Below are 17403 nucleotides of genomic sequence, written 5' to 3' on the forward strand. Positions count from 1 at the left end.
AACCGCTTCACTTTATAACCGTCCTTGCCAATGACTGGATCAGTCGGGTTTGCGGCCCAACTGGCCATACTTGCTGCCGCCAGGCAATCACCGGCCAGACACCAAACAGACTATTACAACAAAAGACCTCGGACGCAGAACTGACCATGGCTTCATCGAAATCAGCCTCTTCCACTGCCAGACCGACAGAGGGCATATGGTCAATCAGATAATCCCGCATAACCCCGCGCACGCCGCAACGATGCAAAGTCGGCGTCAGCCAACGCCCGGCATGACAGACAAACAGATTACTCATGGTACCTTCGACCGGACGACCCTGCATATCGAGAACCAGTCCCTCGGCGTAACGACTATCCGTCCACTCGCTACGCGCCAGTACCTGTTCCAGGCGGTTAAGGTGCTTTATTCCAGCCAGCGCGGGTTGCAGGCCAAGACGGGTTTGACAGTCAAACAGCTGGACGCCCTGTTCGGCATGAAGCGGATCGTAGCTGGCAGGCGGCAGGAGCTGCAGTATTCTGACTGCCCTGCCCTGCGCCGGCATGGCGTATCCGCGCTGGCCAGCACCGCGCGTGATCATAAGCTTGAGCACGCCGCTGTCCAATTCAGCGGCGACTGAACGCAGTTCTGTTGCAACCAGCTGCAGATCAACATCCAATCGCAAGGCCTTGAGACCTCGCGACAAGCGCGCAAGATGATAGTCGAGCAAGGCGATGGCACCCTCAGCCACACGCAAAGTCTCGAACAGCCCATCTCCGTAATTCAGACCGCGATCACGCACTGACACCTGATCGGCGGCCTGACCGTCAATCAGGCAAACAAGATGGCAATCTGCGCCCGTACCGGAGCTGGTCATCAGACGCGCTTGAAGACCAGACTGCCGTTGGTACCACCGAAACCGAAGGAGTTCGACACAACGACCTCAAGCGCTCGGGACTGAGCCTGATGCGCCACATAATCGAGATCGCAACCCTGATCCGGGTTATCCAGATTGATGGTCGGCGGCGCGACCTGATCACGCAGAGCCAGGACACTGAAAATCGCCTCCACGGCGCCAGCCGCACCCAGCAGGTGACCGGTCATGGACTTGGTCGAGCTGATTGCAAGGCGCCTCGCATGATCACCGAACACCGACTTAACCGCAGCCGTTTCCGCCAGATCACCTGCCATGGTAGAGGTTCCATGGGCATTGATATAACCGACCTGATCTGCACTCACACCGGCATCATTGAGCGCATTCTGCATACACTTGGCGCCACCACGACCGTCTTCCGGCGGCGCAGTCATGTGAAAGGCGTCACCACTCATGCCAAAACCGATCAATTCAGCATGAATATGCGCGCCACGCGCCTTGGCATGCTCGTACTCTTCCAGCACCATGGCGCCAGAACCATCGGACAGCACGAAGCCATCGCGATCCTTGTCCCACGGGCGACTGGCTGCCTGGGGGTCATCGTTGCGGGTCGAGAGCGCGCGTGCAGCACTGAAGCCGCCCAGGCCCAGGCCGCTGGTGGCCATCTCAGAACCACCTGTAACCATGACATCAGCTTCACCGTAGGCGATATTACGAGCTGCCATGCCAATACTGTGCGTTCCGGTAGTACACGCGGTAGTCAAAGCGTAATTGGGGCCTTGCAGACCGTACTGGATGGACAGGTAACCTGCCACCATGTTGATGATCGATCCAGGAACGAAAAACGGAGATATTCGGCGCGGCCCACTGTTCAATAGCAGTTCATGATTCTTCTCGATATTGGTCAAACCACCAATACCTGAGCCCATGGATACGCCAATACGATCGCGATTTGCATCATTGATCTCAAGCCCGCAGTCCTGCAGCGCCTGCATGCAGGCAGCAATACCGTACTGGATGAACAGATCGAGCTTGCGCGCCTCCTTGGCCGGCATGTAAGCATCAATATCAAAATTGCGTACGGAACCGCCAAAACGCGTACCAAAGGCACTGACATCCATGTGCTCAATAAGGCCTATGCCACTCTTGCCTGCCAGTGCAGCCTGCCAACTGCTATCAACCGTGTTGCCAAGCGGGGTCAACATGCCCAGGCCGGTTACCACGACGCGTCTACGCGACACAGGATGCTCCTTATTCAAATCTCATCGTATGAGTGCCCGTTTCGGCACCCGACATGGTTGGTATTGTCCGCATAAAGACGGCTTACGGCAATATCAACCATCAAGGACGGCCCCGAACTGTCATGCGCAGACATGAAAAAAGCCGCAGTTCCTGGGGAAACTGCGGCCTTTCAGATCAGTCAGCAAACGACGCGATTACTTCTGATGAGCATTCACGTAGTTGATAGCTTCCTGAACTGTGGTGATCTTCTCGGCATCTTCATCCGGAATCTCGGTCTCGAATTCTTCTTCGAGAGCCATGACCAGCTCAACGGTATCAAGCGAGTCAGCGCCAAGGTCTTCAACAAAAGAAGCGCTGTTGGTCACTTCTTCTTCTTTGACGCCGAGCTGCTCGGCAACGATTTTCTTGACGCGTTCTTCGATGGTACTCATACCTTGTTCTCACTCCTGGTTGCAGTTCCGGGAAGCCGGACTGCGGGTAGTTTATAGAAACAATTTGCGATTTTTCAAGCACGAATCGCTTCTATCTCGATGAGGACGGGACCATTGAGTCCCGACCACTAAAAAAAACTGCCTCCCAGCAGGGCTGTAACGCCCGCAAAACGGGAGCTGCAGATCAACTCATGAACATACCGCCGTTAACCGGAATAACTGCACCGGTTATATAGCCAGCACTCTCACTGGCAAGAAAATCGACTACAGCTGCGATTTCCTCAGCCTGACCGAGTCGGCCAAGTGGAATTTGCTCTAGCATGGCTGAACGCTGGCCATCATTCAAAGCCTTGGTCATGTCCGTGTCAATAAAACCTGGTGCGACAGCGTTCACGGTTATGGCGCGCGACCCGACTTCTCGGGCCAAAGCACGGGTAAAACCTTCCATACCGGCCTTGGAGGCAGCATAGTTGGACTGACCCGCATTGCCCATGCCAGCAACCACCGAGCTGATATTGATGATACGCCCCCAACGGGCTTTGGTCATGCCCCGCAGAACAGCCTTGGACAAACGGTAAATCGAACCGAGGTTGGTATTGATGATCTCGTCCCACTCCTCGTCCTTCATGCGCATCAGCAGATTGTCGCCAGTGATACCCGCATTATTGACCAGAATGACCGGCGCACCGAAATCAGCGGTAATACGCTCCATCACAGCTGCCACAGAGGCCGGATCGCGCACATCCAGCTTCATCCCGGTGCCACTGAAGCCGGCAGCGGTCAGCTTTTCTGCGATGGACTGGGCACCGCTGTCGCTGGTGGCCGTGCCAATCACCACTGCACCCCGGGACGCCAGGGCGTGCGCGATAGCCTGGCCTATACCGCGGCTGGCACCCGTGACCAGGGCAACCTTTCCTTGCAGACTCATATTCAAGCTCCTTGTGTAAAAAGCGTGCAGGCAGCGGCAAAGCCTTCTGCCGACTCAAGGTTGTGCGTGTTGATACCCTTGGCACAGCGTTTGTTCAATCCGGACAGCACTTTACCCGGGCCGCACTCGACCAGGTCAGTAACACCTTGCTCAGCCATCCAGACAACTGACTCGACCCAACGCACAGGGCTGTATAGCTGCTCAACCAATTGTGCGCGCAAACTGTCCAAATCAGCCGCCGGACGGGCACTGACATTCTGCACCAGAACAGATGACGGTTTCTGCCATGCCAGGTCCGCAAAGTCCCGACCCAGTTGATCCGCAGCGCCACGCATCAGCGCACAGTGCGATGGCACGCTGACCGGCAGCGCTATGGCGCGCTTGGCGCCCGCTGCCTTGCACCCTTCAATCGCCCGCTCAACAGCGGCAGCCTGACCGGCAATCACTACCTGGCCAGGGGCATTGAAGTTGACGGCGCTGACCACCTCACCCTGGGCCGCCGCGGCACAGATATCGATCAACTGTTGATCCTCAAGCCCGAGGATCGCGGCCATGGCGCCCTGGCCTTGTGGCACGGCCTCCTGCATCAACTGACCGCGACGACGCACCAGTCGCAGAGCCTCGGCGAACGGAATGACGCCGGACGCCACCAGAGCCGAATACTCGCCCAGACTGTGACCGGCAACATAAGCCGGGCGCGCGTCTGACTGCGCACACCAGAGCCGCCATAACGCGATGGATGCGGCCAGAATGGCTGGCTGGGTAATATCGGTACGATTAAGGTCCGCCTCAGGCCCTTGCTGGCATAGCTGCCAGAGGTCATAACCGAGGGCGTCGGAAGCCTCGGCGAAGGTTTCAGCAATCTGAGCATGCTGCTCAGCAATACCCGCGAGCATACCCAGTGACTGGGAGCCTTGGCCCGGAAACACAAAGGCTAGGGATTGAGTCATGCCACTTTCCTCATCTAAAAATTCATTGCTGCCTTATGGCAACCTGCTGCTTGGATGGCCCGAACAGACGTCAGGTCACAGACCTGACCAGTCAATCAATGCCAGCCGATCGGCAATGCGTCCGGGCAATCCTGCGCGCGCTGCCTGGGCAGCCTGAACAATAGCCGAACTGAACGCCTGTTCATCGGCGCTGCCGTGACTTTTCACCACTACGCCGCGCAGCCCAAGCAAACAGGCACCGTTATACCTGCCCGGATCGTGCTGCTGCAGAGTCGGCTTCAGCGCCCTGCGCACCAGAGGCGCCAGGCATCGCAGCATGAGACTTTGTCCAAGCGCCTCGCGCAGGGTCTGCTGAAGATAGGCAGCCAGACCTTCACTGGCCTTGAGCACGGCATTGCCGACGAAACCATCACAGACCACTACGTCGGCCTCACCACGAAAAAGGCCATCGCCTTCTACATGGCCGACATAGGCTATCTGCTGGCAGTTGCGCAACAGCGCACCGACCTCGCGGACCCGCTGACTACCCTTGTTGATCTCACTGCCAATATTTAACAAACCCACCCTGGGGCGCTGCAGGCCGGTAATTTCGCTGACCGCCTCGGAACCCATGATGGCAAACTCGAACAATTGACGGGTACTGCAGTCGACGTTGGCACCCAGATCAAGAACATGGCATACGCTGCCGGCCACGGGTAATGCCGCCATGATCGCAGGCCGCTCAACACCCTCGAGCATCCCCAGCAGAGACCGCGACAACACCATCAAGGCCCCGGTATTACCGGCACTCAGACAGGCATCAGCCTGACCGTCACGTACCAGCTTTATAGCCAGACGCATTGAGGAGCCACGTTTTAGACGCAGGACACTGGCCGGAGAATCATCCGCAAGGATAACGTCGGATGCAGGGACACAGGAAAACCGACCGTCAGGCAGTGGATATTGTTTCAGGAGGGGTGCTACGGCGTCGGGCAAGCCGACCAGAAGGACATGCAGATCAGGTATCTGCTGCAGACTGCGGGCAACCGCAGGGATAATGCAGCGGGGACCGAAGTCCCCGCCCATCACATCAATCGCTAAGCGGACTGACGTGGACAAGACGAATTATTCGTCGTTGTCCTTGTTCACGATCTGACGGCCACGGTAGAAGCCATCGGGCGATACGTGGTGACGCAGATGGGTTTCACCAGTGGTGCTGTCCACGGACAGGGCCGCTGAGGACAGGGCATCGTGTGAACGACGCATTCCGCGGGCGGAACGGGACTTTTTGTTCTGCTGTACAGCCATGACGATAAGCTCCTAAGCTTTCAGGTATCACGTTTTAACGATGCCAGCACACTGAAGGGATTAGGCTTCTCAGTCTTTTCCGTTTCAGGGTCCACCGGATCGGGTTGATAACCCGGCGGATGCTCGCACGTTTCCATTGGATGCATTGGAACTGTTGGCAAAGCCAGAAGCAGTTCATCCTCGATCAGAGCATGCAGATCAAGGGGGTCATCATCCACAATAACCGGTTCGTAATGACGAGGCAGCTGTTTGGCCGCATCGTCATTCGCTACAAAACCCACATCACATTCGCTATCCAGCGTAACCACTACCTGCTCAAGGCAGCGCTGACAAATCAGCGCAACATCAACCTGATAATGGCCGTGCAGACTAGCTATACCCTGTTCGTCCCGCGAAAACGCGAGCTCGACCTGAACATCCCCGGCAGGGGCATCCAGCAAAGCACTCAAACGAGGCATCTTGATCGCGGCTACCGTTCCCTTGAGAACGATTTCACGATCTACCAGTTTGCGTGGGTCTATGTGTGCAGGTATGGGTCCAGACATAAGCGCGCAATTCTAGGCATCCAGCGCCCCGCTGTCAAAACTATTTGCAGTGTTGATGCAGGTAACGGCACGAGGCGCTAGAATCGTGCTTTGACTGACCGGAATACCTGCCATGCTGCCCTTGGTTCTTGCCTCCAGCTCACCCTACCGACGCGCTCTATTAGAACGCCTGCAACTACCCTTCGAGTGGGCGACACCGGATATAGATGAAAGCGCACTGTGCAGCGAAGATCCCGAATCCCTGACACTGCGACTGGCACAGGCAAAGGCCCAGGCGCTGGCGACCGAATACCCGGCACATCTGATTATCGGCTCGGACCAGGTTTTGCTGCTGGACGGTCAGGCCGTCAGCAAGCCCGGCACTCACGCGGCAGCAACTGCGCAGTTGCGCGCCAGCAGCGGCAAGACCCTGACCTTCAGCACGTCGATATGTTTGCTCAACAGCGCAACGGGCAAAGCTCAAAGCCACTGCGAGCCGTTTCAGGTGGTGTTTCGCACGCTCAGTGACGAGTCCATCGAGCACTATCTGAACAGGGAAAAACCCTATGACTGCGCAGGCAGTTTCAAATGCGAGGGACTGGGGATAACGCTCTTTCATGCCCTGCGTGGGGACGACCCCAACAGCCTGATCGGCTTACCGCTGATCAGGCTCTGCGACATGCTGCAGCAGGCTGGCTATTCCTTGCCTTGATCAGCGAAGAACAGGAGCGCCCAGACCAAGGTGCAGCGCCAGAGTATTGCCCATACTGGTACCCAGTTGGCGGGCAAAGCGCTCAAAGGGTGACTCACGACGGGTAAAATCGACGGTTTCTTCAATACCGACCAGATCGCGCGCAACGGCTGAGGTACTGGACAGACCATCAATCAAACCCAGTTCCAGCGCCTGCTCTCCAGACCAGACCAGACCACTGAACAAGTCCGGATCACCGTTAAGACGCTCTCCCCGCCCCGCCCGAACCTGATCAATGAACTGTTGATGGGTAGTCTGCAGAACGGACTGCCAAAAGGCCCGCTCGTCAGGCTTTTCCGGCTGAAAAGGATCAAGAAAAGCCTTGTGCTCACCCGCCGTGTAGGTTCGACGCTCAATCCCCAGCTTATCCAGCGTACCGACAAATCCGAAGCCAGCTGCTGTGACACCGATAGAGCCAACCAGACTGGCCTTGTCAGCATAAATTTCATCCGCTGCTGCAGCAATGTAATAAGCGCCGGATGCACCCAGATCGGTTATTACTGCATACAACTTGGTATCCGGGTGCAGCGCTCGCAGACGCTTGATTTCGTCATAGACATAACCTGACTGAACAGGACTGCCGCCCGGGCTATTGATACGCAGAATCACAGCGCGAGTGTTTTCGTCCTCAAAAGCCCGTCGCAAACTGGTGATCAGATTATCGGCACTGGCCTCCTGCTGGTCGGCAATCAGACCGCGCAGCTCGATAACGGCCACATGGGGCTTGTTGGTGACCTGATTAGCATCCATCGAGGCAAAGGGCGAGAACAGCATCACCGCAGCAAACAGGTAGGCAAAGGTCAAAATCTTGAAGAAGATACCCCAGCGCCGCGAACGACGTTGTTCCTGAACCGACACCAGCAAGGTTTTTTCCATCAACTCCCAGACCTTGCGATCTTCAGGCCCGGCAGGCGCATCACGGTTGACCATGGGGCTTTCTGTCCACTTGTCCGACACTTGGGTTGTTCCTCTGCAGTTCGATCAACGGGTCAGGACGACATGACCCAGCCAGGAAATTCACTGAACGCATCAATACAATGCTCGGGACCGCTTTGCAATAAGTGCTCCCGACTCTGAGCCCCATAACTGACCGCCACGGCGCGTACTCTGGCATTCCGTGCCATGCGTATATCAAACTCACTGTCGCCCAGCATCACAGCACGACTGGCGGGGGTTTCAAGGTGATTGAGAATCTCCTCAAGCATGCGCGGATGCGGCTTACTCGGGCATTCGTCAGCACAACGGGTTATATCAAAGAAATTCGTCAACGCATGTGACTGAAGCACCCGCGACAGTCCCTGCCGACCTTTGCCGGTGGCCACGGCAAGCTTGAAGCCGGCCAGACGAAAGTTCTCCAGCGCATCCCGCACACCGTCAAAGAGGGGCGCCGGGTGCTCCTCAAGGGCCAGATACTGCACGCTGTAGGCACGCGCCAAGGCCTCGGCCAACTGAGCATCCTGCATATCGGGATACAGCGTCGCGACCGCCTCGGGCAGCGCCAGACCAATGATATTGCGTACGGCTTGATCACCTGGCAAGGGCAGATCCAGGCTTTGCGCCGCACCGACCATCGCCTTGACGATATGCCCAACCGAGTCCGACAGCGTGCCGTCCCAGTCAAAAATCAGCGTTTGAATGTCAGACATTCGCCAACCTGCCCAAGGTATCATCCCACATACGACCCGGCTCGGCCGTCACCTGCAAGGGTGTTCCGTCTGGCAGCTCAACCTGCAGAGAGAGCGCATGCAGAAACAAACGCTTTCCGCCCAGCTCTTTGATCTGTTGGGAAAAACCATCATCACCGTACTTGGGATCACCGGCGATAGGGTGGCCCGCGTGCCGGGCGTGAACGCGAATCTGATGGGTGCGTCCGGTGATGGGGCGGGCCTCGACCAGCGTAGCCAGCTCACCAAAGCGCTTGAGCACACGAAACTCGGTCAACGACTCCTTGCCTTCGGCATTGACCTCGACCATGCGCTCGCCCGAGCGCAAGTTGTTTTTCTGCAACGGCGCCTGTACGCGCTTGGTGGTCGCCGGCCAATGACCACGCACCAGGGCCATATAGCGCTTGGTAACGCCATCGCCCCGCAGTGCTGCATGCAGATGCCGCAACATGCTGCGGCGTTTGGCAATCATCAGGCAGCCTGAGGTATCACGATCTAGACGATGGACCAGCTCCAGCTGATCGCACTCGGGTCGCAACTGACGCATGGCTTCAATGACCCCGAAGTGCAGACCACTGCCGCCATGAACAGCCAATCCGGCCGGTTTGTTGATTACAATCAGGGCCTTGTCTTCGTACAGAATATTGCTTTCCAGTGCCTGCAAAATGCCTTGTCCAACCAGCACCGGCTCATTCGCCTCAGGCAGTCGGACCGGCGGTATGCGCACACTATCACCGGCCTGCAGACGATACTCGGGCTTGATCCTGCCTTTGTTAACACGCACCTCGCCTTTGCGCAGAATACGGTAGACCAGAGTGCGCGGAGCACCCTTCAAACGCGTGATCAGGTAGTTATCAATGCGCTGCCCGGCCTGATCATCACTGATCAGGTCAATCTGGACTTTGGCGGGGGTTTCAGGGGTACTTGGGTTCATTCGCGCATGATACATTTTTTCTTGCAATTGAAGCACTTAAAAAATGCTGTTATATTCCATCGAGCTGCGTAAAAGACAGCCAGGGGAATACAGGTGATATCCATGTTGATCGCCACCCCAGATATACCGACATCAAGGCCTGCACTGACACCTGTTGAGCCGTAACGCCTTGATGTTCGACACCCTGATAGCCATGTGGCAATCAGAATATTAACCCGCTCCCGACAAGACGATGAGCGGCACCCGATTAAGATGGGTAAGTGTCAGGTGGAGATGCACAGCTTCAGGACGATGTGACGAGCGCAGACACTTGCCGTGCAATGTGTCCCCGTTACCAGTCCGGCTGATTCCTCCCCCAGGCGCTTTTGCAAAGTTGCCCGGCGCACGTTGCCGGTCGGTGTTAAAACATAACTGCACGGCTTCACTAAGGAAGCACGTGAGTTTGGCACCCGGATCTGCCGCCATTAAAGAGCGCAGCCAACCTTGCACCAGCGCCTGAAAAGTTTCTCTGTACTCGCCATAGACAGATGCCGTGTCGCCGTCGTACCGCGATGCTCATTCTGAACAAGGGCAAGGTTGGCCCAAGCAGACATACGCCTGACACCTGACATATGAGTCGCAGGTGCCGTCATTGTGTAATCCGGTGAGCACTGGAAACACAACGGTACTTCATGAAAAGAATGCTGATCAACGCAACTCAACCCGAAGAGTTGCGCGTTGCCCTGGTAGATGGTCAACGCCTGTATGATCTGGACATCGAGTCCGGCGCCCGCGAGCAAAAGAAGGCCAACATCTACAAAGGCCGGATCACCCGGGTAGAGCCCAGCCTCGAAGCCGCCTTCGTTGATTTTGGCTCCGACCGCCACGGCTTTCTGCCGCTGAAGGAAATCTCCCGCGAGTACTTCTCCAAGCAGCCCGAAGGCCGCGTCAACATCAAGGAAGTCCTGCGCGAAGGCCAGGAAGTCATAGTCCAGGTCGACAAGGAAGAGCGCGGCAACAAAGGCGCTGCCCTCACCACCTTTATCAGCCTGGCCGGCCGCTACCTGGTTCTGATGCCCAACAACCCCCGCGCTGGCGGTATTTCCCGTCGCATCGAGGGCGATGAGCGCAACGACCTGCGTGAAGCCATCAACAGCCTCAACGTCCCCGCTGACATGGGCATGATCGTCCGCACCGCTGGCCTTGGCCGCAGTGCTGAAGAGCTGCAATGGGATCTGGATTATCTGCTGCAACTCTGGGGCGCCATCAAAGGTGCCTCCCAGGAGCGCAATGCGCCCTTCCTGATCTATCAGGAAAGCAACGTGATCATCCGTGCCATCCGCGATTATCTGCGCCAGGATATCGGTGAAGTGCTGATTGACAGCGAGGAAGTCAAGGAAGAAGCGCTGAACTTCATCAGCCAGGTCATGCCGCAGTACGCCAGCAAGGTCAAGCTGTACGAAGACAGTGTTCCGCTGTTCAATCGTTTCCAGATCGAGAGCCAGATCGAAACCGCCTTCGAGCGCGAAGTCAAACTGCCCTCAGGCGGCTCGATCGTTATCGACCACACTGAAGCGCTGGTCTCCGTCGACATCAACTCCTCACGCGCCACCAAGGGCAGTGATATCGAAGAAACCGCGCTACAGACCAACCTCGAAGCGGCTGAAGAAATCGCCCGTCAACTGCGCCTGCGCGATATCGGCGGCTTGATTGTCATCGACTTCATCGATATGACGCCGGCCAAGAATCAGCGCGCCGTTGAAGAGCGCGTAAAGGAAAGCCTGGAAGCAGACCGTGCCCGTGTTCAGGTTGGGCGTATTTCACGCTTTGGCCTGCTGGAAATGTCGCGTCAGCGCCTGCGTCCTTCTCTGGGTGAAACCAGCGGCATTGTCTGCCCACGTTGTAACGGCCGCGGCACCATCCGTGACGTTGAATCCCTGTCACTGTCGGTGCTGCGCTTGATTGAAGAGGAAGCGCTCAAGGATCGCACCGCCGAAGTACGCGCGCATGTGCCGATTGCCGTCGCCACCTTCCTGCTGAATGAAAAGCGTGATGTGCTAGCCAAGACCGAGGCGCGCACCAAGGTCCGCCTGCTGATTCTGCCAAGCGAACACATGGAAACCCCGCACTTTGACGTACAGCGTCTGCGTGATGATCACGAAGCCGTTCTCAATGGTGAAAGCAGCTACACCATGAGCACCGACGTGGTAGCCGATGAGCCTGTACCGGTTAGTCAGACCAAGGCCATTGTACGCCAGGAAGCCGCCGTCAAAACCATTGCCCCGTCGCGCCCTGCCCCTACGCCGATCGCCGCAACGCAAGCGATTCAGGAGACCCAGCCAGGCCTTTTCAAGGGTCTGATCAAGTCCCTGGTCAGTCTGTTTGCCAGCGATGAGACGCCTGCAGCCAGCACGGAAGAAAAACCGGCAGCACGCAGCGAAAACCGCTCCGGCAACCGTGACGGCAAGCGTAATGATGACCGTCGTAACGGTCGCGGTCGCCGCCCGCGTAACGAGCGTGGTGAGCGCAGCGAACGCCCTGAGCGTGCTGAACGCCCCGAGCGCAGCGAACGCCCTGAGCGCAAGGACAACGAACGCAAACCACAACAACAGCGCCAGGAGCCAGTTGTCGAGAAACAGGAAAGCGCCCCGCAAGCCGCTGCCAGCACTGAAGGCAGAAGCAGCGAAGCGCCAGCCCGTCGTCGCCGCCGTGGCCCGGCACCGGAAACCAGCGAAGCCCGTCAGAACCTTGAAGAAGACACTCTGAACAGCCCGCAGCCGGAACGCCGTCCGCGTCGCAATGAAGAGCGCCCGGCTGACGAAGAGCTGAATGAAACCGAACTCAACAATGCCGAGACTGCAGACGACAGCGCTGAGGGCGAACGCCCCAAACGCCGCTCGCGTAACAGTCAGCGTCGTCGCAACAACCGTCGCAGCCGGGTGAATCAGGATGAAGCCACAGCAGAAGGGTCACCAGCCCAGGATGCCGAAGCCAGTCCGGCTGAGACCGTCGAGCAACCCTCTACTGAAGCTATTGCCGCTGTCGCAGCCATCGCACCTGTTGCCGTTATTGACCACGCAGACGAGACTCAATCAGCCAGTCTGAGCAACGTCAGCGAGCCGGTTGAACAGCGTCTGAGTGAAACAGTAGCGCAACTCGAAGCCAGTATTGAGCAAGCCGTCGAGGCCTTTACGCAAAGTCAGCCAAGCGAACTGAAGCAGACTGAAGAGCTGGTTGTCCAGACTGACGCAGAACAACCGGTCAGCGTTGTCGAGGCTGCTGCTCCGTCTGCACCAACTGCAGAGGCTGTAGAGGCTTCAGAGGCTGAAGAAGCCACCGAAACCGTTGAGGCTGCAAGCCCGGAACCCGAAGCCAAGGTCGAAGCGCCTGTCGAGCAACCCGCCGTTCAGGTGACCGACAGTGGTCGTGCCTATAACGATCCACGGGAAATTCGTCGCCGCCAACTGGAAGCCAAGCGTCAAGCCGAACAAGCTGAAGCCGATGCCGAGGCAGCCAGACTGCAAGCCGCATCTCAGCCAGTCGAAGCCGCACAGCCTGAGCCCGTTGCTGAAGCGCCCGCGGTCGTCGAAACGCCGGAGCCTGAAGCGACTGCAGAGCAGGCTGTCGAGGCCATTGCTGACGCTGTCGTCGAACCGGTCATTGCGCAGCCAGTGAAGGTCGAGCAAGAGGTCGCTGCCGAACCCAAGTCGGTTGACATTACCGATCAGGCAGAGGCATTGCCGACCCCTGAGCAGGCTTCTCTGGCGATTGAGCCCGAGGCTGTTGAATCAGTAGCCGAGGCCAAGCAGGCCGAGACTGATGAGCCATCCGAGGTATCTGAAGAGCAGGTCTCAGACGAAACCGAAAAGACTGAAAAGCACAGCTGAGCTTGATGGTCTGAATGAAAAAGGGGATGCCATGGCATCCCCTTTTTCATGTCTACCCCTTGATATCCGAGCTTCAACGCAGCACACGCGGCTCCATCTCCAGCTCAACGCCAAAGCGCGCCCGCACATCATCAGCTATGCGCTGGGCCAGCTCGAGAATATCACCCCCTCGCGCTGCGCCGAAATTGACCAAAACCAGAGCCTGTTCACTGTGCACCCCTACAGCACCGGCACGAAAGCCACGCCAACCGGCCTGATCTATCAGCCAACCGGCGGCCAGCTTGGCTGAGCCGTCAGCTTGCGGGTACCAGGGCATGCCCGGCCAGCGTGCGAGCAAATCGTCAAGCTGCTGACTGCTGACCACAGGGTTTTTGAAAAAGCTGCCAGCGTTACCAAGCGCCTTCGGATCCGGCAGCTTACTGCGCCGCAGTGCGCACACCAGCTCACTGACGACCCTTGGGTCTGGCTGTTTCAATCCGGTTGCAGCCCAGGCCGCAGCCAGCGGTGCATAGCTGACCCGCAGACTGGGGCGAGTATCCAGGCGAAGACGGACGCGCAAAATGATATAGCGGCCCACTGAGGCCTTGAACAGCGATTCGCGATAGGCAAAGTGGCAGTCCTCGCGCGAGAACTGACAGATCTGACCGGTTTCACAGTCCAGGGCATCCAGACTGTCAAATACATCAACCAGCTCGACGCCATAGGCACCGATATTCTGAACCGGCGCGGCACCCAGGGTTCCGGGAATCAGGGAGAGGTTTTCCAGTCCACTGAGTCCCATATCCAGCGTCCAGTTCACCAGCGCATGCCAGTTCTCGCCCGCCTCGCCTTCAATCAGGGCACAGCCCTGCCCGCGCGTCAGAATACGCCGACCACGGCTACACATGACCACCACCAGCCCGCTCAAGGCCGATGAAATCACCACATTACTACCACCGCCTAGCAGAGTAAGGGCCCAGCCCTGGGCCTTGGCCAAGGCCAGAGCTTCAAGTAGCTCGGCATCCGTTTGCACTTCAACCAGCCGCTCGGCTTGCTCACTGATGCCAAAGGTATTGTACTCAGCCAGCGGAACCTGATTGCGTATGCTCAGCATGGGCGCGACTCAAGGCTATCGAGCAGCGCATCGGACGCCGCCTCAAGCATATCAAGTACCTGCTCGAAACCCTCAGCGCCACCAAAATAGGGGTCGGGGACTTCCTCTGGCCAACCTGACGCATAGTCCATGAACAGGCCTATACGCTCGCGGACCGACTCGGGTGCGCGGCCCAGGAGGTTTTCCAGATTACTGCGATCCATCGCCAGAATCAGATCAAAACGCTCAAAATCACTGTCTGTTACAGCACGGGCACGCAGATGAGCAATATCGTAACCCCGCTGTCTGGCCGCTGCAGTGGCGCGCCGATCCGGCGCCTCATCCTGGTGATACCCCCCCGTGCCGGCCGAGTCCACCTCGATGCCGGCACGCAAGCCCCTGGCCTGCATGCGGCTGGTAAAAACGCCCTGGGCGGTTGGCGAGCGGCATATATTACCCAGGCAAACAAACAGAATGCGGGTCATCCTGCCCCCAGCAATGCCCGTACCCGGTCCAGATCGGCCTGAGTATCGACGCCGGCTGGCGGCACCTCGAGCGCATCGGCTACCTGAATCTGGCAGCCAAACCACAAGGCCCGCAGCTGCTCCAGAGATTCGGCCGTTTCCAGCGGGCTGACCGGCCAACTGACGTAATCGTGCAGAAAGCTCACCTTGTAGGCATACAGGCCAATATGCCGTCTGAACGGCAGACTTGTCGGCATAACTTTGGGCTGACGGGCAAAATCGTCCCGACACCAGGGTATCGGGGCGCGGCTGAAGTACAAAGCACGGCCATCATGGTCCGTTACCAGCTTGACCACATTCGGATTGAACAGGCTGTCCAGATCATGCAGGGGCTCCGCCAGGGTCGCGATACTGGCCTGCGGATAACTCAGCAAAGTGTTGGCCACCTGGTCGATCAGGGCCGGTGGGATCAAAGGCTCATCGCCCTGGACATTGACCACGCAGGCTTCATGCGGCAAACCCAGGTGGCTGACCACCTCCTGCAGACGATCGGTACCTGAGGGGTGGTCATCTCGGGTCAGCAGAACCTCAGCGCCAAAGGCTTTGCAGGCATCGACAATGCGTTGATCATCAGTCGCCACGGTGACACTCAGTGCCTGACTTTTACATGCCTGCTCCCAGACATGGCGAATCATCGGCTTGCCCGCAATATCCTGGAGCGGCTTGCCGGGCAGACGGGTCGAGGCATAACGGGCCGGAATAATGACGTGGAACATGATCAGCGATCCAACCGCTCATCGGCATCCAGCGTTCGGGCCTCGGTTTCCAGCATCACCGGAATGCCGTCTCGCACCGGGAAAGCCAGGCCATCGGCACGGCACCAGAGTTCACGCTTGTCGGCACTTTGCACCAACGGCCCCTTGCACAGCGGGCAGGCCAGAATATCAAGCAACTTGGGGTCCATCAGACGACTCCTGATTCAAGGAACGGGGTGTTTCCATTGGCTATCTGAGCGCACTCAGACGCGCCAGCAGCGCCGATTCAAAGGCAGCACTCAAGCCTGCCTCAATGCTCAGATACCACCAGTTGGCTCGGGCAAAGCCGGCACATTTGATGGCATCCTTTTCAGTCATGAACAGGCTTTTACTTGGGTCAAAGGCAGCAAAACTAGCCGCATTATAATGCGCATGGTCGGCAAAGGCATGGGTTTCCGGGCGGAAGCCCAGTTGCTGCAATGCGGCAAAAAAACGCTGCGGATTGCCTATACCGGCAACCGCCACTATGTCCTTTTCCGCCGACCAATCGGCGATAGCCAGACGCTCGCCACTGAGCACATTGACCAGTGCCAGGGGACTCAAAGCCATGGCATAACGGCCATCGGTATCGCTATTGGCGCCTGTACTGACGATAAAGTCGACCTGTTGCAGACGCGCAGCCGGCTCGCGTAGCGGCCCCTCGGGCAAACAACGACCATTACCCAGCGCGCGCACCGCGTCCAGCATGACGATTTCAATCTGTCGACCCAAAGCGTAATGTTGCAAGCCGTCATCACTGATGATCAGATCCACCTCGGCATTACTGAGCAGGTGCTGCGCCGCACGGGGCCGATCCGGATCGATAACCACCGGCACACCACAACGGCTGGCAAGCAACAGGGGTTCATCCCCTACCATTAATGCTGTGTCGCAAAGGGGATCGATCAGATGGGGATACTGCTCAACAGAGGCGCCATAGCCGCGACTGATGATACCCGGACGCCAGCCATGTTGACGCAAATGCTCGACCAGCCAGATGCACATCGGGGTCTTGCCGGTTCCACCCAGGGTGATGTTGCCAACGACAATGAGCGGTACCGGGGGCTGCCAGATTCGCTCCGAGTTGGCCAGAAAACGCTGCCGACGCCGGCCTGCCAGACAGGCGTAGAGCGCCGACAATGGCCGCAACAGGCGCAGCCAGCCGCTGCCACGGTACCAAGCCGTCAACATGAACTGCTCCAGGGAAAGCCCCTTCACCGGGAGTCGCCCGCCTCCATTTCACTGGTTGTCAGGCGCAAGCGGCTGAAGCCCAGCTGTCCGGCGGCATCCATGGCCATGATGACCGATTGGTGAGGCGTTTGCGCATCGGCGGTTATGATCAGCGGCAAGCTGTTATCGCCACCAGACTCGCGCTGCAGCGCCGCTTTAAGCGTGTCAAGGGCGGGCGCCAGCAGAGCCTTATCATTGATTGCCACCTCGCCGGAAGCCGAGATGGTCAATTCGATCTGTTGCTCCTGAATCTCGACCGGCTCCCCTGAGGCAGCCTGCGGCAAATCAAGCTTGAGCTGGGTTTCACGGGTAAAGGTGGTGGACACCATAAAGAAGATCAACAACAGAAAAACCACATCAATCAGGGGGGTCAGATTGACGCTGGCCTCCTCCTGTCTCTGGCGTCTGAAATTCAC

19 protein-coding genes are annotated in these 17403 nt (G+C 57.9%); 2 read left to right on the top strand and 17 right to left on the bottom strand.

Going from position 1 to position 17403, the window contains the following annotated elements; translation table 11 throughout:
• Positions 1-7: 7 nt before the first annotated feature.
• The 8 genes from pabC to AC27HQ_RS05805 all read right to left on the bottom strand — a co-directional run bounded on the left by pabC (position 8) and on the right by AC27HQ_RS05805 (position 6233).
• Entirely contained in the window at positions 8-853 is an 846-nt protein-coding gene (gene pabC / locus AC27HQ_RS05770; protein ID WP_487155138.1) for an aminodeoxychorismate lyase, read from the bottom strand.
• The gene (fabF, locus tag AC27HQ_RS05775) at positions 853-2091 is read right to left on the bottom strand and encodes a beta-ketoacyl-ACP synthase II (protein WP_487155139.1); all 1239 of its coding nucleotides are present in this window, start codon (positions 2089-2091) and stop codon (positions 853-855) included. Before fabF ends, pabC begins: the two co-directional genes overlap by 1 nt.
• Positions 2092-2286: 195 nt before the next feature.
• Entirely contained in the window at positions 2287-2523 is a 237-nt protein-coding gene (gene acpP, locus AC27HQ_RS05780) for an acyl carrier protein (RefSeq protein WP_487155140.1), read from the bottom strand.
• A gap of 184 nt (positions 2524-2707) precedes the next feature.
• Positions 2708-3451, bottom strand: coding sequence for a 3-oxoacyl-ACP reductase FabG (gene fabG / locus AC27HQ_RS05785; protein WP_487155141.1), 744 nt, complete (start codon positions 3449-3451; stop codon positions 2708-2710).
• A gap of 2 nt (positions 3452-3453) precedes the next feature.
• Positions 3454-4401 (bottom strand): ACP S-malonyltransferase, encoded by a 948-nt coding sequence (fabD, locus tag AC27HQ_RS05790; RefSeq protein ID WP_487155142.1) that lies wholly within the window; start codon positions 4399-4401, stop codon positions 3454-3456.
• Between the two features lie 75 nt (positions 4402-4476).
• A complete protein-coding gene (plsX, locus tag AC27HQ_RS05795) occupies positions 4477-5499 on the bottom strand; it encodes a phosphate acyltransferase PlsX (protein ID WP_487155143.1) in 1023 nt (340 codons plus the stop codon).
• Between the two features lie 6 nt (positions 5500-5505).
• Complete coding sequence (gene rpmF / locus AC27HQ_RS05800) at positions 5506-5688, bottom strand: 50S ribosomal protein L32 (RefSeq protein WP_487155144.1); 183 nt, start codon at positions 5686-5688, stop codon at positions 5506-5508.
• Between the two features lie 20 nt (positions 5689-5708).
• Positions 5709-6233 carry a YceD family protein gene (locus AC27HQ_RS05805; protein ID WP_487155145.1) on the bottom strand — a complete coding sequence of 175 codons (525 nt, stop codon included), beginning with the start codon at positions 6231-6233 and terminating at the stop codon, positions 5709-5711.
• A 112-nt stretch (positions 6234-6345) separates the two neighbouring features.
• Between AC27HQ_RS05805 and AC27HQ_RS05810 the strand changes: the two genes are divergently transcribed.
• Positions 6346-6924 (top strand): Maf family protein, encoded by a 579-nt coding sequence (locus tag AC27HQ_RS05810; RefSeq protein ID WP_487155146.1) that lies wholly within the window; start codon positions 6346-6348, stop codon positions 6922-6924.
• Here the strand turns inward: AC27HQ_RS05810 and AC27HQ_RS05815 are convergent, their stop codons facing one another.
• From AC27HQ_RS05815 to rluC, 3 genes are read right to left on the bottom strand one after another with little or no spacing between them, the layout of a single operon-like run.
• Positions 6925-7920, bottom strand: coding sequence for a S49 family peptidase (locus AC27HQ_RS05815; RefSeq protein WP_487155147.1), 996 nt, complete (start codon positions 7918-7920; stop codon positions 6925-6927).
• Between the two features lie 32 nt (positions 7921-7952).
• The gene (locus AC27HQ_RS05820; protein ID WP_487155149.1) at positions 7953-8609 is read right to left on the bottom strand and encodes an HAD-IA family hydrolase; all 657 of its coding nucleotides are present in this window, start codon (positions 8607-8609) and stop codon (positions 7953-7955) included.
• Positions 8602-9561, bottom strand: a complete 960-nt coding sequence (gene rluC / locus AC27HQ_RS05825) for a 23S rRNA pseudouridine(955/2504/2580) synthase RluC (RefSeq protein ID WP_487155150.1) — start codon at positions 9559-9561, stop codon at positions 8602-8604. Before rluC ends, AC27HQ_RS05820 begins: the two co-directional genes overlap by 8 nt.
• A 671-nt stretch (positions 9562-10232) precedes the next feature.
• Here rluC and rne point away from each other — a divergent pair.
• A complete protein-coding gene (gene rne, locus AC27HQ_RS05830) occupies positions 10233-13427 on the top strand; it encodes a ribonuclease E (protein WP_487155151.1) in 3195 nt (1064 codons plus the stop codon).
• Between the two features lie 73 nt (positions 13428-13500).
• Here the strand turns inward: rne and murB are convergent, their stop codons facing one another.
• The 6 genes from murB to AC27HQ_RS05860 are packed head-to-tail and all read right to left on the bottom strand — an operon-like array spanning position 13501 to position 17403.
• On the bottom strand, positions 13501-14520 hold the full coding sequence (gene murB / locus AC27HQ_RS05835; RefSeq protein ID WP_487155153.1) for a UDP-N-acetylmuramate dehydrogenase: 1020 nt from the start codon (positions 14518-14520) through the stop codon (positions 13501-13503).
• Entirely contained in the window at positions 14514-14984 is a 471-nt protein-coding gene (locus AC27HQ_RS05840) for a low molecular weight protein-tyrosine-phosphatase (RefSeq protein WP_487155154.1), read from the bottom strand. Before AC27HQ_RS05840 ends, murB begins: the two co-directional genes overlap by 7 nt.
• Entirely contained in the window at positions 14981-15739 is a 759-nt protein-coding gene (gene kdsB / locus AC27HQ_RS05845) for a 3-deoxy-manno-octulosonate cytidylyltransferase (protein ID WP_487155155.1), read from the bottom strand. The genes AC27HQ_RS05840 and kdsB overlap by 4 nt, the downstream gene beginning before the upstream one ends.
• A gap of 2 nt (positions 15740-15741) precedes the next feature.
• The gene (locus tag AC27HQ_RS05850) at positions 15742-15927 is read right to left on the bottom strand and encodes a Trm112 family protein (RefSeq protein WP_487155156.1); all 186 of its coding nucleotides are present in this window, start codon (positions 15925-15927) and stop codon (positions 15742-15744) included.
• 40 nt (positions 15928-15967) lie between these two features.
• Complete coding sequence (gene lpxK, locus AC27HQ_RS05855; RefSeq protein WP_487155158.1) at positions 15968-16948, bottom strand: tetraacyldisaccharide 4'-kinase; 981 nt, start codon at positions 16946-16948, stop codon at positions 15968-15970.
• Positions 16949-16971: 23 nt separating this feature from the next.
• Positions 16972-17403 (bottom strand): ExbD/TolR family protein, encoded by a 432-nt coding sequence (locus AC27HQ_RS05860; RefSeq protein ID WP_487155159.1) that lies wholly within the window; start codon positions 17401-17403, stop codon positions 16972-16974.

It is taken from the genome of Halopseudomonas sp. 4NH20-0008 (assembly GCF_057548395.1).

Coding starts and splice junctions, on each gene's coding strand:
- rne (WP_487155151.1), top strand. CDS start 10,233: ATGAAAAGAATGCTGATCAACGCAACTCAACCCGAAGAGTTGCGCGTT.
- fabD (WP_487155142.1), bottom strand. CDS start 4,401: ATGACTCAATCCCTAGCCTTTGTGTTTCCGGGCCAAGGCTCCCAGTCA.
- AC27HQ_RS05820 (WP_487155149.1), bottom strand. CDS start 8,609: ATGTCTGACATTCAAACGCTGATTTTTGACTGGGACGGCACGCTGTCG.
- fabG (WP_487155141.1), bottom strand. CDS start 3,451: ATGAGTCTGCAAGGAAAGGTTGCCCTGGTCACGGGTGCCAGCCGCGGT.
- AC27HQ_RS05810 (WP_487155146.1), top strand. CDS start 6,346: ATGCTGCCCTTGGTTCTTGCCTCCAGCTCACCCTACCGACGCGCTCTA.
- rpmF (WP_487155144.1), bottom strand. CDS start 5,688: ATGGCTGTACAGCAGAACAAAAAGTCCCGTTCCGCCCGCGGAATGCGT.
- AC27HQ_RS05850 (WP_487155156.1), bottom strand. CDS start 15,927: ATGGACCCCAAGTTGCTTGATATTCTGGCCTGCCCGCTGTGCAAGGGG.
- murB (WP_487155153.1), bottom strand. CDS start 14,520: ATGCTGAGCATACGCAATCAGGTTCCGCTGGCTGAGTACAATACCTTT.
- AC27HQ_RS05805 (WP_487155145.1), bottom strand. CDS start 6,233: ATGTCTGGACCCATACCTGCACACATAGACCCACGCAAACTGGTAGAT.
- lpxK (WP_487155158.1), bottom strand. CDS start 16,948: ATGTTGACGGCTTGGTACCGTGGCAGCGGCTGGCTGCGCCTGTTGCGG.
- AC27HQ_RS05840 (WP_487155154.1), bottom strand. CDS start 14,984: ATGACCCGCATTCTGTTTGTTTGCCTGGGTAATATATGCCGCTCGCCA.
- kdsB (WP_487155155.1), bottom strand. CDS start 15,739: ATGTTCCACGTCATTATTCCGGCCCGTTATGCCTCGACCCGTCTGCCC.
- pabC (WP_487155138.1), bottom strand. CDS start 853: ATGACCAGCTCCGGTACGGGCGCAGATTGCCATCTTGTTTGCCTGATT.
- acpP (WP_487155140.1), bottom strand. CDS start 2,523: ATGAGTACCATCGAAGAACGCGTCAAGAAAATCGTTGCCGAGCAGCTC.
- rluC (WP_487155150.1), bottom strand. CDS start 9,561: ATGAACCCAAGTACCCCTGAAACCCCCGCCAAAGTCCAGATTGACCTG.